Here is a 25,236-nt window from a genome sequence, read left to right on the forward strand (position 1 = left end):
AGGTTGTCCGCGTGTGGGTACGCCGCGCAGCCATTCGCCCCGTCCCCTCGTACGCTCAGGTGCCGGCGCGCGTCCTGTCCGAGATCGAGGATCAGCTCGCCGAGGATGACGACGACTCGCGCAAGCAGCTCGACGACGCGTTCACGCGCTTCGAGCAGACGCAGCCTGCGCTCGCGGACCGGATCTCCTCGGTGCTCTCCGGCCCGCTCGACGAGACGGCGCTCGCCCTCGGCTATTTCCTGACGCTCGCGATCTGGCTCGCCTTCGACGAGCTGTTCGGTCAGGACCTCGACGAGGTCACCGAGACGGCGCTCACGGGCGTCGAGGAGTCGCTGAACCTGGACGAGCAGATCCGCCTCCACGATCCTGCCGAGGCGGTCGACTCGGACGACGTCATCGCGATGGAGCAGCCCGACGTCCTCGCCTTCGTGCAGGAGCACCTCGACGCGGCGCTCGAGGCGAACGCGCACGAGGTCGACGTCGACGACGTCCACGCGATCTACCGGGTGGTGCTGATCGAGGTCCTGGCCCTGAGCTACGCCGTCCGCCCGCCCTCGAACTGGGTCGCGCTGACGACCGAGTTCACCGCGTAACTTCCCGCCCGTCTCTAGACGACGCCGCTCTATCGCGCTGAGAAGGTGGCTAGGAAGGCTGGCATCTCCGCGCTGCGGCCGTCCTGGAGGAGGACGGTTCGGCGCGGGGCATTGATCGCGTCGAGCACGGCGACGAGCTCGCGGAACGGCGTCTTGTCGTCGCTGTGGAGCACCGCCTGGTCGGCGCGGCGATCGCTCGGCGCGCGGTGCTCGCCGCTCCGCTCCCACTCGCGCTGGATGGCCTCGCCGAGCTCTCTGTAACGGATCGCGGTGGCTCCCGCCCTGCCGATCTCGACAGGACGTTTGGGGACGCTCACCTCGCTCAGGACAGTCGCGCCCTGCTTCCACACGAGGTTGAACTGATCCTCGCCGACGTGGACATGCATCGTCCTGAGAGGCTCCTTCTGGCACTCCTCACCGCACCCCGCGGCAGCAGGCACCTCCGCGCTCGTCTTGAGCCGCGAGTTCGTGACCCACACCGCCGTGATCAGCAGGAAGGCGATGGTCACCATCAGCAGATCGATGAACGGAATCATGTTGATCTCGCTGTTTCGCGCCCGCCTCTCGCCACCTCCCACGTCGACGCCCGCCATGGCTGCCTCCTTGTGTGTTCGTGTTGTCGCGGCGCACTCGCCCTCTCCGCGGCCGCGCTGCGATAGGAGGACAGAGCGCGGCGCGCGCCGGATGTTCCTGGAAAGCACCAACGTCCGCTCCCCCGCCACGGGTGAACCGCTCGCGCGGGTGGGCCGCGCCGGCGATCCCGATGCGCGCGACGAGCGCACTCTCAGGCGGCCCACACTCCGCATCGTCCACTATTTCGGAGGCGCTTCGCTCCGCCCAGCCGCAAAAGACGCAACGCGTCAACACAAAGCAGCCTCATCCTTGCACGCCCTGAACATGGACAGGGCGGATGAAAAGCTCGATTTTCTCGGCATGGGCGGAGAGGCAGGTGCCCGTCGCCACGGACGAGAGGGCATCGTACCGTCCCCGGGCCAACGCAGCGTGCCGACCCTCGTGCGTCATGGCCGAGCTGTCCCTTGACAAACAATCCGCTATAACGGATGATGGACCTACGGGTTGGAGGTAAGCGGATGCGCCCCCAGAGTGCTCAAGTGATCGACCTCGAGGAATACCGGCAGCAGCGGCGGGTGGCTCGGAACGAGCATACTCCCGACAGGAAGCCGTTGCCGGGCAGCTCATTGACCATGCAGGTCGCCCTCTGGTGGTTCCCGATGTGGACGTGGATGCCCGTCTGGCAGATGCGATGAAGACCGTCCGTCAGAACACACCACGGAGCTCTCCTGGGCTCGTTTCCGGCGATGGGCTCGGCGCGTCGTTGCCCGTGGAGGGCTACCAGAACGGCGTGCAAGCGTCCGCCGTATCGGCGGGGCGCCCTTCATCGCCCGCTGGACCGCGCTCGCAGCGCAGACCGGAGAGCGTCGCTGGCCCCGCGAGCTCGTACTCCAGCCGCGCAAACGGAGAGGGGCCGCAGCGGGACGTGGACGAGGCCTCCGGAGACGCCTGGGCCTACGAGATGGCCCCGCAGGACGCCTCCTCGGCGCTCACCGGCATCGTCGGGGCCAACCTGCGTCGCCTCCGGACCAAGCGAGGGCTCTCCCTCGAGCGGCTGGCGAAGGCGTCTGGCGTGAGCCGGGCGATGCTCAGCCAGATCGAGCTCGGCCAGAGCACGCCGACGATCAACGTGCTCTGGAAGATCGCGCGGGCGCTCGGCGTGCCCTTCTCGGCGCTGATCAGCGACCAGTCGCTCGGCGGCACATCGCTCATCCTGGCCGCGCGCGCCAAGGTGTTGACGTCGCATGACGGCTCGTTCACGTCCCGCGCGCTGTTCCCGTTCGACGTGCCGAGGACCGTCGAATTCTACGAGATCACGCTCGCGCCCCTCGCCACGGAACACGCGGATCCTCACCCTCCGGGCACCGTGGAGAACCTCGTGGTGACCTCCGGAACGCTGGAGATGGTCGTCGGCGCCGAGCGCCATGTGCTTGCGACCGGCGACGCGATCATGTTCGACGCCGACGTGCCTCATCAGTACAGGAACCTGACCGATCAGCAGGTCATCCTTTACCTGGTGATGACGTACGTCGAGAAGACGGGCTGACAGGGGCGCTCGACAGCTCGGATCACCGAGGCGCCAGGACGCCGAGAGGAAAAGGACGTCTCCCGGCGCTGCTCTTCTCCCTCCGGTGCCGCGGCGATTCCGTGTGTTCTGCGCTGCGCTCGGGAGATGCCGGCCGCGCCGCCGCGCTCACCTGGATATGCTGGCGACGTTCGAGCCGGCGCCCATGTTGCTCGTGCCGCTCGCGCCGACGCCCATGCCGGTGCTCATGCACATCATCATTGGCATGTTGCCGCACATCATCATCATGGGCATGCCCATTCCCATCATCTTCATCATGGCTTCGCAGCGCTGGCGCAGCATGTCCATCCCCATGCCATCCATGGGAATCATCTTGCAGACCATACCCTCTTTATCCATCTCACAGGTCATCCGCGCCATGATCGGCATCTGACCCATCATGCCCATCATCTGGGGCATCATGCCCATCATCTGCGGCATCATCCCCATCGTCTGCGGCATCATCCCCATCATCTGCGGCATCATTCCCATCGTCTGGGGCATCATCCCCATAGGCCCCATCATCGGCAGGCTCATCATCGGCATCATGGTGTTTCCCTCCGCGCTGCGCTGGTTTCGTTCGCGGTCCAGGCTAGGTGCTCGCGTAGGTAGGGGCAAGCAACGCCACCTGGCCGCGCCCCTTTTCCTCCGATGGAGCAGACAGGTCGCCGCCCCCGACGGATGCTGCGCCGGTTGAGCTCGATGCCCACGTGTGGTTGTGCTCGTTCGGACAGTCGATGACAGGTGGGGCCTCATGAACCGCGCGGCCTCACTCCGGGCAAAGGACATGGACGCTACGTCTCAGCCCCCGAGATACGCGGGTAGCTCCGCATACCGCTTCTGCCCGAGGACATGAATGTTCGGCGCGGTGCAGCGTCGCCCCTGGCCTGCCGGACGCGATGGCGGGCCGAGGCGAGGCCCGCGGAATCGACCGCTGACCGACGCCGGCCAAGCATCACGCCGCGGCGTCGCGCGCCCGTCCGCGCTATCATCGCGCCGCCTCGTCCCGGGCAGCCTGGCCCCCGCCGCATGTCCCAGCCCCCTACCGCGCCCGCGTTCGCCGAGATGACCGTCGGCGCGCACCGACTCGCGCTCCTCAAGGACGGCGCGCAGGCGTACCCGGCCATGCTCGAGGCCATCGCCCGCGCCCGGCGCACGATCTGCCTCGAGACGTACATCCTCCGGGGCGATCGCACCGGCCAGCGCTTCGCCGAGGCGCTCATGGAGCGGGCGGCGGCCGGCGTCGAGGTGAACGTCCTCTTCGACGCCTGGGGCTCTTCCGTGTCGTCGTCCTTCCTCGACGGGCTCCGCCGCGCCGGCGTCCGCCCCCTCGCCTTCCGCCCCCTCGACCTCTCCGCCCCCCTCGGGAAGGTCGCCCGCCGCGACCACCGCAAGGCGCTCATCGTCGACGGTGCGGTCGCCTTCACGGGCGGCCTCAACCTCTCCGACGACTACGCCGCTCCGGAGGATGGCGGCGCCGACTGGCGCGATACCCACCTCCGCATCGAGGGCCCCGCCGCCGCCGAGCTCCAGTACTTCTTCTTGCGCACGTGGCAGCGCACAGGCGGCGCTCCCATCGACGACGAGCGCTACGGCTACGCCGAGCGCAGGCCCGACCCGGCCGTGCAGATCATCAGCAACGACCTCCCCCGCCGGAGGCACCGCCACGGCATCCGCGAAGCCTACCGGCTCGCCATCGAGCGCGCCCGGCGCAGGATCTTCATCACCAACGCCTACTTCCTGCCGCCGCTCCGGATCATCCACGTGCTCTCCGCCGCGGCTCGCCGCGGCGTCGACGTCAGGATCATGGTCGCCGGCACCACCGACGTGCCCGCGGTCCTGCTCGCGTCGCGCGCGATCTACGGCCACCTGCTCGACGCCGGCGCGCGCATGTTCGAGTGGCGCGGCCGCGTCCTTCACGCGAAGACCGCGGTCATCGACGGCCTCTGGTCCACCGTCGGCTCCACCAACCTCGACAGCCAGTCGCTCCGCATGAACCTCGAGGTGAACGCCATCATCTCGCACCGCGGGTTCGCGGGCGCGATGGAGCGGATGTTCGCCGACGACCTCGCCCACTGCCGCGAGATCACCGTCGCGCGCTGGGCCCGGCGCCCGCTCTGGGAGCGCGCCGCATCGTGGACGGCCTACCTCGCGCGCGACTGGCTCTGATCCGGCGCTGTCCGCCGCGCTCGGCCGGGGGTGCTACCGTTGCGGCATGTCCGATTTCCGCCGCTTCCGCGGCACCGAACGCTACCTCACGAGCGAGGCGCTCGAGGCCGCCGTCAACTGCGCGCTGGTGCTCGAGCGGCCGCTCCTCGTCAAGGGAGAGCCCGGCACCGGCAAGACGCTGCTCGCCGAGGCCATCGCTCGGAGCCTGTCGGCCGAGCTCATCACCTGGCACGTCAAGAGCACCACGCGGGCCCAGGACGGGCTCTACGTCTACGACACCGTGCAGCGGCTCTACGACGCGCGCTTCGGCGACGGCGACGTCCGCGACATCCGCAGGTACATCAAGCTCGGCCCGCTCGGTAATGCGTTCAACGCCTCGGCGCGCGTCGTGCTCCTCATCGACGAGGTCGACAAGGCGGATCTCGAGTTCCCGAACGATCTCCTCCACGAGCTCGATCGGATGCGCTTCCGCGTCGCCGAGACCGGCGACGAGATCACCGCGCGGGAGCGGCCTGTCGTGATCATCACCAGCAACAACGAGAAGGAGCTGCCGGACGCCTTCCTGCGCCGCTGCGTCTTCCACTTCATCGATTTCCCGGAGCCCGAGCTCATGCGGGAGATCATCCGCGTCCATCACCCCGATCTCGATCGGACGCTCGCCGACCAGGCGATGCAGGTCTTCTACGAGATCCGGAAGAACACACGGATCCGGAAGCGCCCCTCGACGAGCGAGCTCATCGACTGGATCGCCGTCCTGCGGAGGGCGGGCGTGGGTGAGGTGAAGCTCGACAAGGCGCTGCCGTTCCTCGGCGCGCTGCTCAAGAAGGAGCAGGACCTTGTCGCGCTGGCCGATCAGCTGGCGGGCGGCAGGCGGTTCCGGTCGTAGCGATGTTCGTCGCGTTCCTCTACGAGCTCCGGGCCCGCAAGGTCCCTGTCGGCGCCCAGGAGGCCGTCGGCCTCGCGCGCGCGCTCGCCGCTGGCCTCCACGAGAGCTCGCTCGAAGGCTTCTACCACGTCGCGCGGGCGATGCTCGTCCACTCGGAGGCGCACCTCGACGACTTCGATCTGGCGTTCGCCCAGCACTTCCGCGGCGTGCACGTGGAGGCCAAGGCGGTCACGGAGGAGCTCCTCTCGTGGCTCCGGGATCCCATCAAGATGCGCGCCCTCTCGGACGAGGAGAGGGCGATGATCGAGGAGCTCGATCTGGAAGAGGTGCTCCGGCGGTTCGAGGAGCGCCTCCGCGAGCAGCGCGAGCGCCACGACGGGGGGAGCCGGTGGATCGGGACCGGCGGCACCTCGCCGTTCGGCCGCGGCGGCTTCCATCCGAGCGGCATCCAGGTCGGCGGCCCCGCAGGCGGGCGCAGCGGCGCCGTGCAGAACGCCGACGCCCGCCGCTACCGCCCCTACCGCAGCGATCTCACGCTCGACGTGCGCCAGATCGAGGTGGCGCTGCGCAAGCTGCGCGCCTTCGCGCGCGAGGGCGGCGATCGCGAGCTCGACATCGAGGCGACCATCGACGCGACGGCCAGGAACGCGGGCGAGATCGAGATCGTCACGCGGCCCCCGCGCCGGCCGAACACGCGCGTGATCCTGATGATGGACGTGGGCGGCTCCATGGATCCCAGCGCCGCGCTCGTGTCGCAGCTCTTCAGCGCGGCGAAGCGCGCGACGCACTGGAAGGAGCTGAGGAGCTACTACTTCCACAACTGCGTCTACGAGAGGGTCTTCAGGACCGAGGGGCTCCTCGACCCGATCCCGGTGCGCGAGCTCCTCCGCGAGTGCGGCAAGCACCACAAGCTCGTGATGGTCGGAGACGCCTCGATGGCGCCCTACGAGCTGCTCGGCTCGTCGGGCTCCGGCGGCGGTGCGGGCTCCTCGTTCGACCCCGACGCGCGGCTGCCCGGCGTCGCCTGGCTGATGATGCTCCGCGACCATTTCGATCGCGCCGTGTGGCTGAACCCGGATGGGATCGGCCCCTACCCCCACCCGACCGTCGACGCGATCAAGGGCATCTTCCCGATGTTCGCGCTCACGCTGGAGGGCCTGGGAGAGGCCATCGCCGAGCTCGTCGGCGGCCGCGGCCGCGCCTGATCCATGCGGCGCGCGGGCCCGGGTCAGCGGCCCGCGCGGCGGAACACCTCCGCCGTGGCCGACGCGACGAGGGCGCGGTCGAGCCAGCGGTCGAGCTCGCGCTCGCTCCTGCACGCCGAGATCTTCGCCGCGGCCGCCTTCGTGAGCCGCAATCCTCGCCGATCGAGGACACGCCTCAGCGCGTCGCGCTTGCCCTCGAGGATCCCCTCCTCGCGCCCCGCTTCGCGACCTTCCTCGCGCCCCTCTTCGCGACCTTCCTCGCGCCCTGCATCGAGCACGGCATCGAGATCCTCGTATCCACGCCGCTGGAGGAGGTTGGTCAGCGTGCTCTTCTCCGCCTCGCTTCGGTCATAGAGCGCCTCGACGCGGACCGCGTTCTTCAGGATGCCCGGCGCGCTCAGCTGCTCTCCGGGGAGCGCGACGCGCACCTTCCGGTGCGGCTCGTGCACCTCGACCCGCCGTGGACCGATGAGGCGCACAACCCACAGGAGCTTCGTACCGGCCGCGAGCAGGTCGGCGATCTTCTCCTTCAGCGCCGCCTCGTCCTGCCCCACGTCGGCGTACTCGATCGCGAGCTCCGGCACGCCCTTCACCCAGCCCGGCCTGTCGGGCACGTTCCCTACCGCGACGTCCGGCGCCAGGAGAGTGCCCGGATCTGGGGAGTACCCCGTGTCCACGCCCACCTCCTTGACCGCCGGGTCCCACCCGACGACCGAGCTGCCCAGGTGGTTCGGCCCCGAGGCGCGCCCCCCCGTGGGGGCGCAGTAGACGGGGTGGCCGTTCGACAGCTCGTACGGATCACCCGCGCGGAGGTGCTCCGCGCGGAAAGGGCCTCGCTCCGCTGTCCGGCGCTTGACCTGCATGAGAGGACGTTAGCACGTCGAGGTGGCGTCCCGGCGACGCTCGCCACGCTCCGCGGCCGTCACGCGTTCGGCAACCACATGCGGAACGCAGCGCCCCCGCACCGGCCCGCCGTCGCGGCGATCTCGCCGCCGTGCGCCTCGACGATGACCCGGCTCAGCGCGAGGCCGAGGCCGGTCCCCTTCACCTTGGCGGTCACGAGCGGATCGAAGAGGTGGTCGGCCACGCACGGATGAACGCCGGGGCCGTTGTCCTCGACCTCGAGGTGCGTGCGCTCATCGCCCCTCCACGCCCGCGTGACGATCACGCCGCCGGCCCCCTCGTCGAACGCCTCGATCGCGTTGAGGTAGAGGTTCGAGAAGACGCGCTCGAGAAGGATCGGGTCGCACAGGAGCGTGAGGTCGGCCGGCGCGACGGCGACCTCGAACCGGACCGCCGTGCGCAACACCAGCGCGTGCCGCGCGCTCTCGATGAGCCGGCCGAGGTGCGCCGGCTCGCGCCGCAGCGGCTCGCCGCGCGCCAGCCCGAGGACGCTGCCGATGACCTCGTGCGCCTTGCGGATCTCGCACGTCACCCGATCGAGGTGGCGCAGCAGGCAAGGCCGATCGTCGAGATCGCGCTGCGCCAGGTAGAGCGACGACTCCGCGACCGCGAGGGCGTTGCGCAGCTCGTGCGCGACGCTCGCGCCGACCGCCCCCGCCGCGGCCAGGCGCGCGGCGCAGCACGCCATCTCGTGACCCTCCTTCGCCATAAAGCAAAGCCCAGCGTAGCCGATCCACGAGCGATCGCCCGCGCGCGCTCCACGCTTCGCGCTTCGCGCCCCGTACGCCGCCGCCGCCGCCGCCGGGAGGATCTTTACGACGCGACCGTCCCGGGCTGGCTCACTCGGCGTCCGCGGCGACCGGGAGGGCGGGTGTTTGCTCCGGAGCCGACTTGACGCGGCGCGCCCGCTCGAGATCGAAGAGCGAGAAGCGCTCGCCCGCTGCGGAGCCCGCCGGCGAGGCGCGGCCGAACAGCTGAAGCCGCACGGCGCGGTGCGGCGGCGGCGTGATCGCGCCCGGCGCCTCTCCCGGCTCTCCCGCGATCACCGCCGCGACCTCGGACGACTTCACCGCACCCGAGCCGCGGATGTCGACCTCGACCTCGAGGGCGACGAGGTCGCCGACGAGCCCGGCGCGCGCGAGCGCCGAGTGGACCTCGGGCCCGCCGACCTCGGCCCGCACGAGGTACTGGCGCACGTCGACCATCTTGGCGAGCCGCTCGATCTCCCGGCGGATCGGGAGCGACGCGGCCGAGAGGGCGGCGCTGCAGCGGGCCGCGAGGAGCGCCTCCGCGTCGCCGCCGATCGCGGAGCGCGCGAAGGCGAGCGCGTAGCGCGCGCCGGCGATCAGCTTGCTCAGGGACGGGTCCTCCGGGCCGAGCTTGACGGCGCCGCGGAACACCAGCCCGCGCGGGCTCGCGGCCGACATCGCGGCGACGAGCGCGTCGAGCGCGGCGGGATCGAGGTCGCGCTCGAGGCGGAGGTCGACGTACTCGTCGAGGCTGATCACGCCGAGCGAGAGCGCCGGCGAGAAGGTCATGTCGGGCTTCGGGTGGAAGCCCGCGGTGTAGGTCATCGGCGCGCCGACGCGCCGGAGCACGCGGGGCAGCTCGCGCACGACGTCGAGGTGGCCGAGCAGCGCCATCGGCCCGGCCTTCTCGAAGCGGAAGCGGTAGCGGAAGCCGCCGCGCCCCTTCGGCGCCGGCGCGTTCCGCCGCGCGCGGTGGGGCGCCTCCCCTGCGGCGCGCGAGGGCTCCCTCTCGTCGCCGCTCGCCGGCTCCGCAGCGGGCGCGCTGACCCGCTCCGCTCCGCCATCGCTCGCCCGCTCCGCTCCGCCTCCGCTCGCCCGCTCCGCTCCGCCTCCGCTCGCCCGCTCCGCTCCGCCTCCGCTCGCCGGCTCGCCAGAGGGACCCGCGGCGGCCGCGGGCGGCGCGGCGCCTGCGTCGGTGAGCACCGGCAGCGAGCGCCGGTGGGCGCCGAGCCGATCGAGGAAGGTGAGCCGCTCCTCGCGCATCTGCGTCATGTCGCAGGCGACGCCGCAGTCGTAACAGACGAGCCGCCGCGTGTCGGCCTTGGCGTCGTCGAGGTTCGTGTGGTGGACGAACGCGCCGGCGACCTTGCCGCACGGCGGGCTCAGGCGGCTCTGGAGCGCCTTCCTGTACTCCTTCGCGAGGAAGCCCTCCTCGAGGCCGACGTCGATGTGATCCCAGGGCAGGCGCGCCGTCACGGGGAGGGTTCCGAGGTACTTCGCGCGGTCGACGCCGACGTGCGTGAACGCCTCCTCCCACACGGCGAGATCGAGCTGGTCCTCCCACGAATCGAAGCGGGCGCCGTGCCGCCAGGCCCGCTCAAGGACGTCGGCGAGGGGGCGGTCGCCGCGGGCGAAGATGCCCTCGAGGACGCTGGCGTGAGCCTCGTGGGTCTTCAGCGTGACGGCGCGATACGGCCGCACCGTGTCCTTGAGCAGCTGCTGCTTGCGCCCGACCTCGCCGAGCGGGTCCATCGCCGCCCACTGGAAGGGCGTGTGGGGCTTCGGCACGTGGGTCGAGACGCTGACCGTCACGTCGACCGGCTTGCCCTTGCCCGCCGCCCTCCGCCCGGCGCCGGCCGCGCGGGCGCCCGTCTCGACGATGCCGCGCACGTCCTCGTCGGTCTCGGTCGGCAGGCCGATCATGAAGTAGAGCTTCATCTTGCCCCAGCCCCGGCTGAACACGCGCTCGGCCGTCTCGAGGAGCTGCTCCTCCGTGACGTTCTTGTTCACGACGTCGCGCATCCGCTGGGTCCCCGCCTCCGGCGCGAAGGTGAGGCCTGTCGCGCGCACGCGCTTGAGCTCGTCGAGCAGGTCGGGCTCGAGCCCGTAGGCGCGCAGCGACGAGACGCCGAGCGAGATGCGCTCCGCGGTGAGGCGCTCGGTGACCTTCTTGATGAGCGGCGAGATGCACGAGACGTCGGCGGTCGACAGCGCCGTGAGCGAGACCTCGTCCTGGCCGGACCTCTGCACCGCGCGCATCACGGTGTCGACGATCTGCTCGGGATCGCGCTCGCGGACGGGTCGGTAGATCATGCCGGCCTGGCAGAAGCGGCACCCCTCGGTGCAGCCGCGGGCGATCTCGATCGACATGCGGTCGAAGATGGCCTCGGGCCCGCCGGTGGGGCTCTCGTCGGGGAACGGGTACTGGTTCAGATCGACGAGGGCGCGCTCGATCGGGAAAGGGATCCCGGAGGCGAGCGGGCGGTCCACGACCTCGAAGCCGGTGTCGGGATCGAGCCGGGTCGCGTAGAGCGAGGGCACGTAGACGGCGCCGAGGCGCGCGATCGCGACGAGCCGCTCGCGCCGCGGCACGCCCTCGCGCTTGAGCCGCGCCCACGTGAGGGCGACCTCGGTCGCCTTCTCCTCGCCGTCGCCGATGACGATGGCGTCGAGGAAGGGGGCGATCGGCTCGGGGTGGGTCGCCGTCGGGCCGCCCGCGATCACGATCGGGTCGTCCTCGCCGCGGTCCGCCGCGCGCAGCGGGATGCCGCCGAGGTGCAGCATCGTGAGGATGTTGGAGTACGTGAGCTCGAACTGGAGGGAGAAGCCCACGACGTCGAAGTCCCTGAGCGGGCGCGCGGACTCGAGGGACACGAGCGGCAGCCCGCGCTTCACGAGCTGGGCCTCCATGTCGATCCAGGGCGTATAACAGCGCTCGGCCAGCGTGCGCGGGTCGTCGTTCAGGAGCTTGTAGAGGATCTTGAAGCCGAGGTGGCTCATCCCGATGTCGTAGACATCCGGGAATGCCAGGCAGACGCGCGCCTCGACCGACGCCCAGTCCTTCACGACCGAGCCGACCTCGCCGCCCGCGTAGCGCGCGGGCTTCTCGACCTGATCGAGGAAGGAGGCGTACGGGTGGTCGGCGAGCAGGGGGAGGCTGTCCATGGCGCTTCGGCGCGTAGCATGGCCGGCCGGCGCCGGCACCCGCGGCTCGCTCGAGCCGGCTCGAGCCGCCGTCCGGGGCCGCAGGCCGGAGCGGCGCGGCGGTCTCCTTGGGCTATGCTCACGACGTGCGCGAGCGTGATGCCCATCATGTGGAGCTCGACCGGGCGCGGCACGTCGAGTACCGGGACCCCAGCGAGTTCGACCGGATCGCCTTTGCCATGCGCACGCTGGACCGCCTCCGGCCGAAGCGGATGACGGTGGCCGTCTACCCCGCGCTCGCCGCGATGCGCGTCGAGCGCGGGAGCAACTTGCATCGCGGCGAGGGCGGCTCGTGGGCGATCGTCGGCATCCCGCCGCACGCGAGCCGCGAGCACATCGCGTACGCCCTCGCCGAGCTCGCGGGCGTCGAGTCGGTGCCTTACGCCGTACAGAGCCTCCTCGCCGCCGACAGGAACACCGACGCCTAGGCGCGCGCGCCGTAGCGTTGGAGCGCCCGAGCGCCGCTGCGCGGACATCGCCGCCGTCCCGAGATCGGCCGCGCGCGGCGGCGGGGCGGATGGTATTGCGCCCCGCACGAGGGAGAGCGACGCTGCGCCCGTGCCTGCTCCGATCCGGCAACACATCGCGCGCCACCGCGCGGCGAAGGCGGTGTGGAGCGTCATCATCAGCCTGGATCGCCACAACGGGCCGCGGGCCGCGAGCGCGATGGCCTTCGACGCGTTCCTCAGCCTGATCCCGCTCGCCGCCTTCGCCGGCTATGTGCTCAGCCGGATCCACCAGTGGTCGGATGTGGTGGTGCGGCCCATCCTGCAGGCGGCGCCCCCGGACGTCGCGAAGCTCGTCTCGGAGGAGCTCATCCGGCTCTCGCAGTCGTCGGCGGTCGCGCCGATCAGCATCACCGGCTTCCTCTGGATCACGTCCTCCGGGCTCTCGACCGCCATGGGCGTGTTCGACACGATCTACAACACGCGCGAGCGCCCCTGGTACGTGCGCAGGGCGATCGCGGCGGCGTGCGTGATGGCCAGCCTGGCCGTGGTGCCCGTGGTCGCAGGCGTCGGCGTGCTGATCGGCACGCTCTCCGGATCGATCGGCGCCCGCATCGTCGCCTTCGCCCTCCCCGGGGGCCTCGTCATCTGCATGGTCGCCGCCTTCTTCAGGATCTCGATCCAGCGCCCGAACATCGAGCGACGCCGGATCTTCCCGGGCGCGGTGCTCACGGTGGTGCTCTGGTCCGCCGTGTCGACCCTCTTCTCGCTCTACGTGGCCACGCTCGGCCGCTACGCCACGTTCTACGGGAGCCTCGCGACCGTCGCGATCTTCCTGTTCTGGCTGTGGCTCCTGGCGCTGGCGCTGCTCATCGGGGGCGAGCTGAACGCGCGCCTGGAGCGAGAGCGCGCCGGCGTGACGTCGATCCCACCCCCCGGCAAGTGGAGCGCGCTCGCGCTCTCCGACCTGCCCGAGTTCTCCGACCTGCCCCAGGGCGTCACGCCGCCGCCCCAGAGCGTCACGCCGCTGCCCCTGAGCACCACCCTCCCCCAGGGCGCAGCGCTCCCCCGCGGGGCCGCGGCGCGGCTCGGCGACGCCCAGGGCGCGGGCGGCGCGGACGAGGACGAAGCGCGCGGCGCACCGAGCTCGCCGCGCGAGCACCAAGCCGCTGGGTAGGCCGAAGCGGCGAAGGCCGACGCCCCCGGCGGCCGCGCGCTGAAGGACGGACGGTCGACGCGCGACGGTTCGGCTCGGCACGGGCGGTGAAAGCGCCTTCGCTCGTCCGCCACTCGGCGCTCACTCGGCGCGCATTCGCACGGTGGGTGCGCGCAACTCGCGCAGGGGCATGTCGAGGGCGGGCGTGAGGGGGAGCAGTCGAGCGTGCACGCGCACTACGGAGCGGGGGGTGACGGGGGCGGCGACCGACGCGCCGCGCCTTTGCCGGGCGACGCCGGGCTGTACTTTCTGGGGGCGCTGCACGAGCTCGTCGCCGTCGGCCTGCACCGCCCCGCGCTCGAGGCGCTGTGCGCAGGGCAGCGCGACCTCGCGGAGCCGCCCATCGACCGCGCGTACCTGCTCAAGATCCTCGACGAGGAGATCTGCCGCCAGTTCGGGCATCCGCTCCGGCCGCTCATCGAGCTCGTGCTCAACGCGGCCGACGCGGCCCGCGCGCCGCAGCCCGTCGTCGACGTCGCCGTCACCGACGGGCGCGTCGAGGTCAGCGACGCCGGCGCCGGCATGGGGCTCCGGGCAATCCTCTCACGGCTGCTCATCCCGTTCGCGACGGACAAGCGGCCAGGGATCGATCTCGGCCGGTTCGGGGTCGGGTTCTTTTCCGTGCTCGGGCTGGGGCTCTCGGATCCGGAGAGCTTCAGCCTGCACCTCACCACCGGCGACGGCGTCGAGGGCTGGGCGATCCGCGTCGTGGCCTGGCCCAGCGCGGGCGACGCGAGCAGCGCGCCTGCGGCCGCCTCGGAGGAGCTCGGGCAAGCCCGCGGCCGCGCGTCGCCCGAGCTCACCGCCGCCCTGATGTGCTCGGTGCGCCGGATCGCGCCGCTGCTCGGGACGCGCGTGCGCGTCACCTCGGCGCTCCTCGAGACCGCCACGGTCCGCGCTTACCTGCGCGACGCGCTCCACTTCTTCCCCGCGAGCCGCGCCCTCGTGCTGCTCGACGGCGCGGCCGTGAACGACGGCCGGCTGATCTGCGGCGGGCAGCTCATCCAGGAGCGGGTCGCTGTCGCGCCGCAGCCCCCCGGCGCGGCCGCGCTGGAGTCGCGGCCCCACCTCGAGGCGGAGCGCGACGAGGCGCTCCTCGCGCGGTTCCACGTCGGCGGGCGAGGGCTGCTCCCGAGCATCTCGGCGGCCACCTTCCATGCCGGGGTCAAGGTCGACGCCTGCCTCGCCCTCGCCGAGCTCGCGCTCATCGATTTCCCGGCCGCCGTGGAGCTCACCGAGGGGCGGGACGCGCTCAAGGTCGGGCCCGAGTTCACCGCGGTCGCGACGGCGTTCTACCGGCGCCTCATCGAGCTCGCCGCGGCGAGCGGCGAGGGCCGTCGCACGCGCGACAGGCTCGCCGAGATGGCCGCCCAGATCAGCGCGCTCATGCTGCAGTCCGCGGGCTGGGACGAGGTCGCCCTCGATCTCGCGCGCGCCCTGCTCGGCCCCGGGCGCTGCATGGTGACCCCCGAGCGGCGCGAGGCGCTGCTCGGGTTCCTCGGGCCGAGCGTGGCCGAGCGGCTGTTCGTGCCGGAGAGCTTCTGGGCGGAGCGCGAGTGGCAGCCTCACCTGCCCGGCGAGCGCGAGCTGCTCGAGGACGAGCTCGAGATCGACGCGCCGGAGACGCTCTCGGCCCTGGCGCGGCGCCGCGGCGACCTCGGGGGGCTGCCGCTGCTCGTCGCGCGGGCGACGAGCCCGCACACGACGATGGTCGCCCTCTGCCGGAGCCGGCTCCAGCCGGATCGCGGCGCGGGCGCGGCGGCGCGCCGGGCGCCGGGCGCGCCGCCGCTCCCCGACGCGCCGGGGCGGCGGCCGGCCGGGCCGCTGCCGTGCCTCGGCACGCGCCGGCTCCTGCTCATCCGCGACGACAGCGCGCCGGTGCGGCGCCCCTCGGGCTGGAGCGACTGGTACGCGCTGCGGGCCGCCTTCGACCGGGCCTCCGGGGTGCGCGAGGCCGATCTCGAGCGCGATCTCATCGTCGGCGAACCCGTGGACGGGACGGCCTTCGCGGCGCCCCGGCCCGGCGAAAGGACGTCTGGAGGCGAGCCATGACCCAGATCTCGTACGGGCTTTTCTCGGAGCTCTTGCTCGTGCGGATCCACGGGCGCGCCGAGGCCTACCTGCAGGCGAGCAGCGCGGAGCGCCTCGCGCTCGTCGCCGCCTGCCGCGGCGAGGCCACGGTGCCCGACCTCGCGCAGCGCATCCTCTCGCGCACCATCTACGCGCAGGCGTCGTCGCGCATCGGCCCGCTCCGCGAGCTGCTCCAGAACGCGCTCGACGCGTCGCCGCCGGGCGCCCGCATCGACGTCCGCTCGTCCGAGGACGGGCGCGAGATCTCGGTCACCGATCAAGGCCGCGGCATGAGCCGGACCGAGCTCCTCGCCGACCTGCTCGTGCCCTTCCGGAGCGGCAAGGCGGGCGAGCCCGACGCGATCGGCGAGCACGGGATAGGCTTCTTCTCCGTGCTCGAGATCGCGCCGTGGATCGAGGTGGTCACGGCGACGCCCTCGGGCGGGCACCGGCTGCTCGTCGCGCCGCTCGGCGGGGGGCCGCCCTACGAGGACTTCTCGTGGACGCTCCTGTCCTTGCCCCGCCCCTCGCCCGCGCCGTACGCGGACGGCGGCCGCGCGGGCGTCCCCGCGTCGCCGCGCGCCTCCGAGCCGCCGCGCCGCCCGACGACGGGCACCTCGGTGAGGCTGTCGCTCGCGCAGCCGATCTCGCGGCCCGCGCTCGCCGCGGAGGTCGCCGCGGCGGTGGGGCTGGTCGACGCGGCCGTCGCGCGGATCTACGTGGACGGCGCGCTCGTCAACACGGCGCGCGGGCGCCTCCGCCGCGCCGCGGAGGTGCCGCTCCGGCTCCCGCCGTCGGGCGAGCTCTGCGGGGCGGTCGAGCTGCTCGTGGGCCGGGGCGACGGCATCGAGCCGCAGCTCACGATCACCCAGAAGGGGCTCACGGTGGCGACGCGGATCGATCCCTTCCCCGGCCCCGAGCTCGGGCTTCACCGCGAGCTCGCGCGGGCGATCACGGCGGCGGGCTTCGGCCTGGTCGCGGAGCTGCCGCTCGGCGTGCCGCTCAACAAGGGCCGCTCCGCGGTCGCGGCCACCGCGTCCACGGCGGTCGAGGCGGCGCTCATCGCTGCCTTCGAGCGGTTCGTCCTGCGCGACGCCCTGTACGACCGCGAGCTCCTGCGCGCGGTCGATCACCGCCTCTCCTCGGTCCTCGACCGGCTCCTCCACGCGGCGCTGCTCGGCGAGAGCATCACGATCGCGTCCGCGCAGGCGGTGGACGAGCTCGATCCGGTCGCGCGCACCCCCACGGTGGCGGCGCCCGAGCACGTCATCCGCTTCGCGAGCGGTCTGCTCGACGCGCCCCTCTTCCGGTCGATCGTGGTCGACGCCGGCCAGCGGCCCTCGGGGGCGGCGCTGTCCCCGCCCGGCCAGGTCCACTACCGGAGCGCGCCGCTGACGCTGCGCGAGCTGCTCCAGGCGCACCGGACCGGCGCGCTCCGCCCGCTAGAGGCCGCGCCGTCGCTGTCGTCGAGCCAGGTCCGCAGCACCGCCCGCGGGCCGCTCGGCGCCTCCGGTCCGGGGCCGGAGCTCGCCGTGGGGCGGGAGGCGCCCGGCGTGCGGCCCGGGGAGCTCGTGTACCTCGCGCTCGACGAGCCGCTCGCGCAGGCGTTCTGGCGGCGCCTCGCGAGCGAGGGCGCGGCGTCGCAGCCCCTCCAGGCCGCCGCCGGGGCGCCTCCGCGGGCGCCGAGCGCCGCCCCGTGCCCGATGCCCCGCACCTCGCGCGAGGCGCTCCTCAAGACCGCGATCGACGTGCCCGGCGTCCGCGCCGTGGCCGCGGTGATGACGATCATCGAGCGGCTCGACGCGGCGATCTCCGAGTCCACGGACCTGCCGGCGTCGCCGATCTGGGTGCACCAGGACCTCTACGGCCCCGACGAGATGGCGCACACCGACGGGAGCGGGATCAGCGTGAACCTCGCGTCGGCGCGGGTGCGGGCGCTGCTCACCGCGGTGCTCCTGCGCGACGACGCGGTCGCCTTCACGGCGCTGGCGGATCTCCTGCTCCACGAGAAGACGCACGTCTCGCTGGCGAGCTACGTCCCGCGCCCGACGGCCGAGCACGGCACGAGCTTCTACCGCCGCAAGGACTGGATGCGCCGCCGCCTGCTCGCGGCGATCGCGAGCGGCGCGGTCGCCGACCCGATGCGCTGGCTCGCGGTGGCGCGCCGGGGGCTCGCGAGCGCGGCGCTGCCGGCGCCGTCGGAGCTCTCGCGGGCGTTCCTCGCGGCGGCCGCTGCCGCGTGAGGCGCGCCCGGCGCCGCCGGGAGCGGCGCGCGAGGCCACCATGGCGGCTGCGTTCAGCTCGACGCGGAGGTGTCCGGAGCCGCCGGCCAGAGCTGAAGCTCAAACCGGAGGCTGTCCGGAGCCGCCGGCCAGAGCCGAAGCTCAAGCCGGAGGCTGTCCGGAGCCGCCCGCCAGAGCTGAAGCTCAGACCGGAGGCTGTCCGGAGCCGCCCGCCAGAGCTGAAGCTCAAACCGGAGGCTGTCCGGAGGCAGTGGGGTACTTTGGCCGAAGGTGGGGTCTTTTGAACTGCCAAGGGCGCCAAGAACTCTTGGCAACGGATGGCGTCCTGGCGGCTCCATCACCAAACCGTGATCCCACAGACACACGGGCGCGTTGGCCGGCACAGCACGGCACAGACTTCAGGGCTCGATCCTGCGGGCGCGAGCCCTGAACGCGAGGTCAGCGGGAGACGAGGTCCTGCATCCAGGCGACGTCGTCCGGCGTCGTCTCCCGGATCTCGCCGGCCCACTCCTCGTCGGTCATGCGCTGGAAGTCTCCGGTGATCTTCTCGAAGTACGAGGAGGCGAGCCCCACGAAGGCGCGCGGCGCGCCGCACGGATCGGCGGTGACGACCATGAGCCGCGGCCGGCCGGTGCCCACGTGAAGCACGCGCCCGACCGGCGCGCCGCCCTCGTCGGTCGGCTGCGTGTGCACGTCGGCGATCGTCGGGTCCTCGGCCACGGTCTGGAAGACGTCGTAGAAGAGCCCGGCGTACCAGCCCTCCGCCCCCTCGTCCGAGCCGCAGCCGTGCTGAATCCGGACGGCCTGGTTGATGAAATCGAGGTGCTCCGCCGTGAGCGGCACCCCGGCGCGCTCGTTCTCGGCCATCTCGCCGAGCGTCCGCGCGACGCTCTGCAGCCGCGCGAAGTACGCCGGCACCCGCTGGTTCAGCCCCGGCGAGCCCGATAGATCGAGCGCGTCGACGACGCGCCCGCCTTGCTCCGCCAGCTCGGCGATGCGCGCATAGAACGCCGGGTACGGGTCGACGTAGGCGTCAGGGAACTCGCACGTGGCGCCGCTCGTGTACGACTGCTTGGCGTAGAGCAGCGTGTCGTGCCGGAGCTCGGCCCACGAGGCGAGCTGGGTGTTCAGGAGGCGCCGGCCCCACGCCTCGGTCTTCGCCACCGCGGGCAGCCCCGCGGTGTCGGCGAGCGCCTTCGCCGGCGACAGCTCCCGCAGCGCGCCGAGCCAGCGGTTGTAGAGGTTCTTGCTCCAGAAGTCGCCGGGGTGCGCGTCGACGAGCACGCGCATCATGTGCAGGTCCGGCGCGTAGGGGAACTGCCCGAGCTCGGGCGCGAGCAGCTGTCCCGCCTGATCGTTGCCGAGGGCGGCGAAGCCTACGTCGAGCGGGCTCGGCATCATGCGCTTGACGGTGCCGCCCTTCACCCGATCGTAGACCACGTTCGAGAAGACGTGGGAGTCGACGACGTACCGCTGGCCGAGCAGCGCGAAGCTCGACGAGAGGGGCATCGTACCCTTGTCGAGGCCGTTGATCATGATGTGGCTCGAGATCCGCTGCGTCCCGTGGCCCTTCTTCACCACGACGTCGATGATCTGCTCGTCCGAGAGCCCGGCGAGGCCGGCGGCATCGGCGAGGCCGAGGTCCGTGAGCAGGACGTCGAGCTCGGGCAGCGTCATGGTGTCGCTCTCGCCGACGAAGGTCTGGACCGTGTCGTCGATGCGCGTGTACCGGGCGAGGGTGTTCTGGTCGGCGAGGGCGCGCAGCGCGTAGGCGCCCTCGAGCTGCCGCCGCTGGAGGATCTGCGTGCCGTCCTGCTGGGTCTCCAGGAAGCGGAAGTCGACGCGGCCGAGCCACATCATGCTGCGGAAGTAGCGTTGGAGCTCCGGGGAGTCGGTGTAGTGGCCGCGGGGCTCGAACTGTGAAAAGTCCATGATCCGGCCTGTGCCAAAGAGGCGCACGTTGCCCGCGCCCTGGTGGGCCTTGGCGCCCGCGACGAGCTCGTCGATCTTCGCGGCGTCCGCGCCAGCGACGGGCGCGACGGGCGCGTCGTTCAGGAGCGAGAGCGCCACGGCGGTGAAGAGGTCCGCATCGGCGCGCGCCTCGGCGCCGAGCTCGCCGGCGGCGCCCGCGGCGAGCCGCGCGCGCATCTCCTCGAGCATCGCCCCGAGCTCGGGCGCGAGCGCGGCGAGCTCCACGTCCTTCAGGATCGCGTCGTACGAGCGGTGGACCGCGTACAGGATGGAGTCGGCGGACACGTAGAGCGGCAGATCGAGCGCGTAGATGCTCGCGTAGCCGTAAGTGAAGGTCGGGAAGGCCTTCTTCTCCGAGATGACGAAGCCGTTCGCGGAGAGCTTCGCGAGCTCGTCCTGGTCGAGGGCGAGCGTGGAGCCCTGGACGAGCGAGAGGCCCTCGGCGTCCGCCGGCGCGTAAGCCAGGCCCGAGGCGAAGGGGACGGCGTACCTCGAGGCGAAGTCCTCCGCGGTCATGTTCGCCGAGGACTCCTGCTCATCGAGCAGCGCGCTGAGCTCCGCCTGCTGCTCGGGCCCGAGCGGCGCCGGGGGCTGCTCCGATTGCGTACCGCCGCTCTGCGTACCGCCGGTGTCTGTCTGCTGGTTTCTTTCGCCGGAGCAGCCGCCGGCGAGGGCAAGGAGGATCGGGACGACGTGAAAGTGAAGAAGCATTTTGCGCATCGTGTTTCCCTTCCAGAGCGCGCCTCCAGTGCGCGGGGCGCGGCGACCCCGCTACGGGCAAGGACAGTGCCGCGGGCGCGCGGCGCGCTCCCGTCCTCGTCCGAACAGGAAAAATCTGCTCCGATGCAGCAGGATACGACGCCATCGGGAGGGCACGCCGCCGAGGAGGACCGGCGCGATGTCGCCGCGCCGGGATCGAGTCGGATCGCTCGCGATCTGCGCTTTGCGCGGAGAGCGCGTGGATTGACCATGACGACCGTCGGCGAGAAGAAGCTCTCGTGTTGTCCTGACGGCTCTCCTGTTCACTCTTCGCGCCGATCGGTGCTTGAGGGACCGCCTCTCGTGAGCCGCCCATTGCTGTCGATTTCTTGCTCCCCATGACAAAATGGGAACACCGCTGTTTCAACGGGGCCCCGAGGAAACTTGGCGGCCCCACGCACGATGAGCGTGACGGCGGCGAATCGGATCCACTACAAGGGGCGCCGGAGGCCAATCATGACCATCACGTTCTATTACGCCCCTCAGTCCAGCGCTGGTCGCATCCGCATCTCGCTCGCCGAGCTCGGCGTCCCCCACGAGGCCGTCCGGGTCGATCTGCGCGCCGGAGACCAGAGGAAGCCGGAGTTCCTCGCGCTCAACCCCAATGGCCAGGTGCCGACCGTCGTGATCGACGGCACGCCGATGTTCGAGTCGGTGGCGATCCAGATCGCCCTCGGCGAGCGCTACGGCGTCCAGAAGGGCCTGTGGCCGGCCCCCGGCTCGCCCGAGCAGCTCATGGCCCTGACCTGGCTCGTCTGGGGACAGGTCAACGTCACGAGCGCCCTGTACCGCTACATGAAGAACACGAGCGAGTGGTTCCCCAAGGAGCAGCAGGACGCCAAGCAGGCCGAGGCGGCGCTGAACGAGGTGCGCGGCCTGCTCCGCATCCTCGACGGCCGGCTCGACGGCCGCCCGTACGTCACCGGCGAGCGCTGTACCCTGGCGGATCTCGATCTCGCGTCCGTGCTCGGGTGGGGCCTGTCGATGACCAAGATCGACACCTCGGAGCTGAAGAACCTGAAGGGCTGGCTCGGCCGTATCATGGAGCGCCCGGCCGTGAAGGCCGCCATGGTCGACGACTGAGCCCGCGGGCGCCTCGCTCGCCCCGAGCGGGCGAGGCGCCGCCGCCTCTTCACCGCCCGCGCGGCCCGCGCCGACCGTCACGCGCGCTGTCGACGTCATGTCGGCGCGCGATGTCGGGGCCCGCGCCCCGAGCGCCCTTGCGCGCGCCCGGCGCGTCGCGCTCCGAGCCCCCTTGCGCGGGGCCGACACATGCTAGAACTCGGCCGCAATGACGGTCCTCCAGGTCGCCGACCTCAGCTTCGGTTACGGCGCGGACAGGCTCTTCCAGGGCATCACCTTCTCCCTGGAGCAAGGCCAGCGCGCCGCGCTCGTCGCCCCGAACGGCGCGGGCAAATCGACGCTGCTCCGCCTCGTCACCCGCGAGCTCACCCCCGACACGGGCTCGGTCGTGATCCGCAAGGGGATCCGGTTCGCGTACTTCCGGCAGTCGCACGAGCTCGCGGCCGAGGGCACGGTGCTCGACGCCTTCCTCTCCGGCTTCTCCGAGGTGCTCGAGCTGCGCCACGCCCTCACCGCGGCGCAGCACGCGGCCGCCAGCGGCAGCGAGGCCGACCTCGCCCGCCTCAGCGATCTCACCGACCGCTACCACATCGCCGGCGGCGACGACCTCGAGCGCCGCGTGGAGATCATCGCGGCCCACCTCGGGTTCTCGCCCGCCGACATGGAGCGCCCCGTCGCGAGCCTGTCCGGCGGCGAGCGCGGGCGCCTGCAGCTCGGCGTTGTGCTCGCCATCGAGCCCGATCTCCTGCTGCTCGACGAGCCCACGAACCACCTCGACATCGAGACCATCACCTGGCTCGAGAAGCACCTCGCGGGCCTCGGCGGCGCGCTGCTCTGCGTCTCGCACGACCGCGCGTTCCTCGACGCCGTCTGCCCGCACACGTTCGAGCTCGGGCAGCGCAGCTTCCGCGCCTACCCGCTCAAGTACAGCGACTACGCGCTCGCCCGCGAGGAGGACCTCGCCCGGGAGCGGGAGCTCGCCGAGCGGCAGGAGGCGTTCGTCGCCAAGACCGAGGACTTCATCCGGCGCAACATCGCCGGCCAGAAGACGAAGCAGGCGCAGAGCCGGCGCAAGATGCTCGACAAGCTCGAGACGATCGACCGGCCCGAGGACGTGTGGGCGACCGCCGAGAGGGTCCGGTTCCGGTTCGCGCCCGCCCCGCGCAGCGGGGACATCGTGCTCGACGCGCGCGGGCTGGGCGCCTCGCGCGGCGGGCGCACGCTCTTCTCCGGGGTGGACCTCCTCCTGCGGCGCGGCGACCGCGTCGGCATCGTGGGGCCCAACGGGACCGGCAAATCGACGCTGCTCAAGCTGCTCGCCGGCGCGGGCGCGCCCGAGGACACGGGCGACGTGCGGCGCGGGACGAACCTCTGCCAGGGCTACTTCGACCAGCACCTCGGCTCGCTCGACCCGTCGAGGACCGCGGTCGAGGAGATCCGCAGCGTGCGAGCCGACATGAACGTCGACGCGACACGCCAGTACCTGTCGCGCTTCCGCTTCTACGGGGACGACGCGCTCCGGAAGGTGCAGGGCTTCTCCGGCGGCGAGCGGAGCCGGCTCGCGCTCGGCAAGCTGCTCCTCGAGCCGCGCAACCTGCTCTTCCTCGACGAGCCGACGAACCACCTCGACATCCCCGCCGCCGAGATCCTCGAGGAGGCGCTCGCGGGCTTCGAGGGCACGGTGCTGCTCGTCTCGCACGACCGCAGGTTCCTCGAGGCGGTGACGACGCGCATCGTCGCTGTGCGCGAGGGGCGCGTGGACATCTACCCCGGCGGCTTCCGCGACTACCGCGACAACCTCGAGAAGCTCGCGGCCGAGGCGGAGGAGGCGGAGCGCGCGCGCGAGGAGGGCGAGAGGGCGAAGGGCGCGCGGGGAGCGCGGAAGGCGGCGAGCGCGCCGCCGCCGCGCGAGGAGCCGCGGGCGGAGGCGGCGGACAGGGGCGCGAAGGCTCCTGGCCGCGCGGTGCGGCGGAGCGGCGCGACGATGCCGCCGCCGGACGACGCGGGCGCGGGCGACGCGGCGGCGCGGCGCCGGGCGTTCGAGAGCGACAAGGCGGCGGCGCGGGCGACGGAGCGCAAGCGCAAGCGGGTCAAGGAGCTGGAGGCGGAGATCGCGGCGGGCGAGTCGCGGCTCGCGGAGATGCGCGAGGCGCTCAAGCAGGACCCGGGCGGCGACTGGGCGAAGCTCGCGGCGGCGGCGCGCGAGGAGCAGGCGCTCGCGAAGCGCGTCGACGCGGCGATGGCGGAGTGGATGGCCCTGAGCGAGGAGCTCGGGGCCGCGGCGACGTTGGGAGGCGAGGCGTGAGGCGGGCGGGGGGCCCGCGAGGGGGGCGCGCCGCGGGGGCCCGCGTCGCGGGGGTGCTGCTCGCGCTCGCCGCGGCGGCGCTCGGCCCGGCGTGCAAGGAGAAGCGCGACGACGGGACCACGCCGGCGCAGGCCGTCGCCGAGCTGCCGCCGCTCGAGCTCCGCGACGACACGGCGAACCTGATGCTGACGTGGATCGACGAGAAGGGCGACACGCACGTCGAGATGCGCCCGGCCGACGTGCCGGCCGAGGGCCGCGCGCTCGTGCGCGCCATGCTCTCGGACCGGACGGAGGGGACGCGGGACGCGTTCTACGTCGCGGATCTGACGCAGAAGCGGCCGGACGGCACGTATGCGGTCCGGACGATGCCGCGGAGGGAATGGGAGTCGCTGCTGGAGAAGCGGCGCGCCGAGTACCTCGCGAAGACGGCGCCGCCGCCCGCGGCGCCGGGGCCCGGCGGCTCGGCGGGCGCCGGCGCGCCGGGCGCGCCGAGCCACCTCGCGGGGGTCACGGTGATCATCTACGGCGCCTCGTGGTGCAAGCCGTGCCACCAGGCCGCGGACTACCTGCGCTCGAAGGGGATCGCCGCGGTGGTGAAGGACATCGAGGAGGACGCGGGCGCCGCCGCGGAGATGCAGGACAAGCTCGCGAAGAGCCACCAGCGCGGCGGCAGCATCCCGATCATCGACGTGCGGGGGCAGATCCTCGTGGGGTTCAGCCCGGGGGCCATCGACCAGGCGCTCGCGCGCGCGGCGGGCGGGACGACGCTCTGAGGCGCTGGCGGCCCGAAGCATCGATGATGCGGCTCGGCACATGCTCGCCGTGTCTGGACGTTATCCAATAAATATTTCCACGTCATCGTCAGCGCTGTTGATCTTGTTGAGCTCATCGATCAGCCGATCGAGGCGCTCAAGGATCGCTTCGCGATGCGGCTCTGACGAGACCCACAAGGCGCGCAGAGCCGCGAGTTCTCGGATGACGCCCGGCAGGTCGCTTCGCTCCACTGGGATTCCGGTCTCGAACAACGGGACCCATTGGAGCCCCAGCGCCTCGGCCGCCGGCACCCAGAACTCCTTGAAGGTGGCCTGCGCAGCGACCGGGACGAGGCGATTCGACCTGGTGTCACCCTGCCGTGAAGTTGTCGTCAGAACAACCGACATGGTCCCTCCATCTCTTTGCCCAATTCCGCAGTGAACGTCCAGTCAGGAAACTTCGCACCAGGTTTGCGATCTCCGTATTGACGGCAGTCTGGCCAGTGCGGCTTCCCAGCCCCACCAGCGTCGGCATCTTCACGTGG

Annotated in this window: 19 protein-coding genes; 12 read left to right on the forward strand and 7 right to left on the reverse strand. The window is 72.1% G+C overall.

All coding sequences use genetic code 11. The annotated features are described in order from the left end of the window. Positions 1-11 precede the first annotated feature (11 nt). On the forward strand, positions 12-593 hold the full coding sequence (locus WMF14_RS35260; protein WP_012239127.1) for a hypothetical protein: 582 nt from the start codon (positions 12-14) through the stop codon (positions 591-593). A 29-nt stretch (positions 594-622) separates the two neighbouring features. Here the strand turns inward: WMF14_RS35260 and WMF14_RS35265 are convergent, their stop codons facing one another. Continuing rightward, positions 623-1,186: an ExbD/TolR family protein gene (locus WMF14_RS35265; RefSeq protein WP_272095451.1), complete on the reverse strand. Its 564-nt coding sequence runs from the start codon at positions 1,184-1,186 to the stop codon at positions 623-625. A gap of 905 nt (positions 1,187-2,091) precedes the next feature. On the opposite strand from WMF14_RS35265, the gene WMF14_RS35270 reads away from it, so the two are divergent. Then, on the forward strand, positions 2,092-2,712 hold the full coding sequence (locus WMF14_RS35270) for a helix-turn-helix domain-containing protein (RefSeq protein ID WP_308738114.1): 621 nt from the start codon (positions 2,092-2,094) through the stop codon (positions 2,710-2,712). 147 nt (positions 2,713-2,859) lie between these two features. On the opposite strand, the gene WMF14_RS35275 is transcribed toward WMF14_RS35270, so the two are convergent. Next, positions 2,860-3,279: a hypothetical protein gene (locus WMF14_RS35275; protein ID WP_437793330.1), complete on the reverse strand. Its 420-nt coding sequence runs from the start codon at positions 3,277-3,279 to the stop codon at positions 2,860-2,862. A 480-nt stretch (positions 3,280-3,759) separates the two neighbouring features. Between WMF14_RS35275 and WMF14_RS35280 the strand changes: the two genes are divergently transcribed. From WMF14_RS35280 to WMF14_RS35290, 3 genes are read left to right on the forward strand one after another with little or no spacing between them, the layout of a single operon-like run. Beyond that, positions 3,760-4,899 carry a phospholipase D-like domain-containing protein gene (locus WMF14_RS35280; RefSeq protein ID WP_437793331.1) on the forward strand — a complete coding sequence of 380 codons (1,140 nt, stop codon included), beginning with the start codon at positions 3,760-3,762 and terminating at the stop codon, positions 4,897-4,899. 46 nt (positions 4,900-4,945) lie between these two features. Beyond that, complete coding sequence (locus tag WMF14_RS35285; RefSeq protein ID WP_437793332.1) at positions 4,946-5,785, forward strand: AAA family ATPase; 840 nt, start codon at positions 4,946-4,948, stop codon at positions 5,783-5,785. A gap of 2 nt (positions 5,786-5,787) precedes the next feature. Further along, positions 5,788-6,990: a vWA domain-containing protein gene (locus tag WMF14_RS35290; protein WP_437793334.1), complete on the forward strand. Its 1,203-nt coding sequence runs from the start codon at positions 5,788-5,790 to the stop codon at positions 6,988-6,990. A 23-nt stretch (positions 6,991-7,013) separates the two neighbouring features. Here WMF14_RS35290 and WMF14_RS35295 read toward each other — a convergent pair whose 3' ends face one another. From WMF14_RS35295 to WMF14_RS35305, 3 genes are all read right to left on the reverse strand, one after another. Continuing rightward, a complete protein-coding gene (locus WMF14_RS35295; protein ID WP_437793336.1) occupies positions 7,014-7,853 on the reverse strand; it encodes a Uma2 family endonuclease in 840 nt (279 codons plus the stop codon). Between the two features lie 59 nt (positions 7,854-7,912). Next, positions 7,913-8,581, reverse strand: coding sequence for a sensor histidine kinase (locus tag WMF14_RS35300; protein WP_272095459.1), 669 nt, complete (start codon positions 8,579-8,581; stop codon positions 7,913-7,915). 151 nt (positions 8,582-8,732) lie between these two features. Beyond that, positions 8,733-11,807 (reverse strand): TIGR03960 family B12-binding radical SAM protein, encoded by a 3,075-nt coding sequence (locus WMF14_RS35305; protein WP_437793338.1) that lies wholly within the window; start codon positions 11,805-11,807, stop codon positions 8,733-8,735. A gap of 125 nt (positions 11,808-11,932) precedes the next feature. Here WMF14_RS35305 and WMF14_RS35310 point away from each other — a divergent pair, with 125 nt between their 5' ends. From WMF14_RS35310 to WMF14_RS35325, 4 genes are all read left to right on the forward strand, one after another. Beyond that, complete coding sequence (locus WMF14_RS35310; protein WP_272095461.1) at positions 11,933-12,274, forward strand: hypothetical protein; 342 nt, start codon at positions 11,933-11,935, stop codon at positions 12,272-12,274. Between the two features lie 130 nt (positions 12,275-12,404). Beyond that, complete coding sequence (locus WMF14_RS35315) at positions 12,405-13,469, forward strand: YihY/virulence factor BrkB family protein (RefSeq protein WP_272095462.1); 1,065 nt, start codon at positions 12,405-12,407, stop codon at positions 13,467-13,469. A 204-nt stretch (positions 13,470-13,673) separates the two neighbouring features. Further along, positions 13,674-15,560 (forward strand): ATP-binding protein, encoded by a 1,887-nt coding sequence (locus WMF14_RS35320; protein ID WP_437793340.1) that lies wholly within the window; start codon positions 13,674-13,676, stop codon positions 15,558-15,560. Continuing rightward, positions 15,557-17,821 (forward strand): ATP-binding protein, encoded by a 2,265-nt coding sequence (locus WMF14_RS35325; RefSeq protein ID WP_437793341.1) that lies wholly within the window; start codon positions 15,557-15,559, stop codon positions 17,819-17,821. Before WMF14_RS35320 ends, WMF14_RS35325 begins: the two co-directional genes overlap by 4 nt. 438 nt (positions 17,822-18,259) lie before the next feature. Here the strand turns inward: WMF14_RS35325 and WMF14_RS35330 are convergent, their stop codons facing one another. Further along, positions 18,260-20,512, reverse strand: a complete 2,253-nt coding sequence (locus WMF14_RS35330; RefSeq protein ID WP_437793343.1) for a DUF3160 domain-containing protein — start codon at positions 20,510-20,512, stop codon at positions 18,260-18,262. Between the two features lie 495 nt (positions 20,513-21,007). Between WMF14_RS35330 and WMF14_RS35335 the strand changes: the two genes are divergently transcribed. From WMF14_RS35335 to WMF14_RS35345, 3 genes are all read left to right on the forward strand, one after another. Then, positions 21,008-21,634 carry a glutathione S-transferase family protein gene (locus tag WMF14_RS35335; protein ID WP_437793344.1) on the forward strand — a complete coding sequence of 209 codons (627 nt, stop codon included), beginning with the start codon at positions 21,008-21,010 and terminating at the stop codon, positions 21,632-21,634. Between the two features lie 208 nt (positions 21,635-21,842). Beyond that, on the forward strand, positions 21,843-23,939 hold the full coding sequence (locus tag WMF14_RS35340) for an ABC-F family ATP-binding cassette domain-containing protein (protein ID WP_437793347.1): 2,097 nt from the start codon (positions 21,843-21,845) through the stop codon (positions 23,937-23,939). Continuing rightward, positions 23,936-24,712 (forward strand): glutaredoxin domain-containing protein, encoded by a 777-nt coding sequence (locus WMF14_RS35345; RefSeq protein WP_437793349.1) that lies wholly within the window; start codon positions 23,936-23,938, stop codon positions 24,710-24,712. The genes WMF14_RS35340 and WMF14_RS35345 overlap by 4 nt, the downstream gene beginning before the upstream one ends. A 60-nt stretch (positions 24,713-24,772) precedes the next feature. Here WMF14_RS35345 and WMF14_RS35350 read toward each other — a convergent pair whose 3' ends face one another. Next, positions 24,773-25,099 (reverse strand): hypothetical protein, encoded by a 327-nt coding sequence (locus tag WMF14_RS35350; protein ID WP_437793350.1) that lies wholly within the window; start codon positions 25,097-25,099, stop codon positions 24,773-24,775. Positions 25,100-25,236 lie beyond the last annotated feature (137 nt).

This window comes from Sorangium sp. So ce693 (assembly GCF_051521375.1).
Taxonomy (GTDB): Bacteria; Myxococcota_A; Polyangia; order Polyangiales; family Polyangiaceae; genus Sorangium; species Sorangium atrum.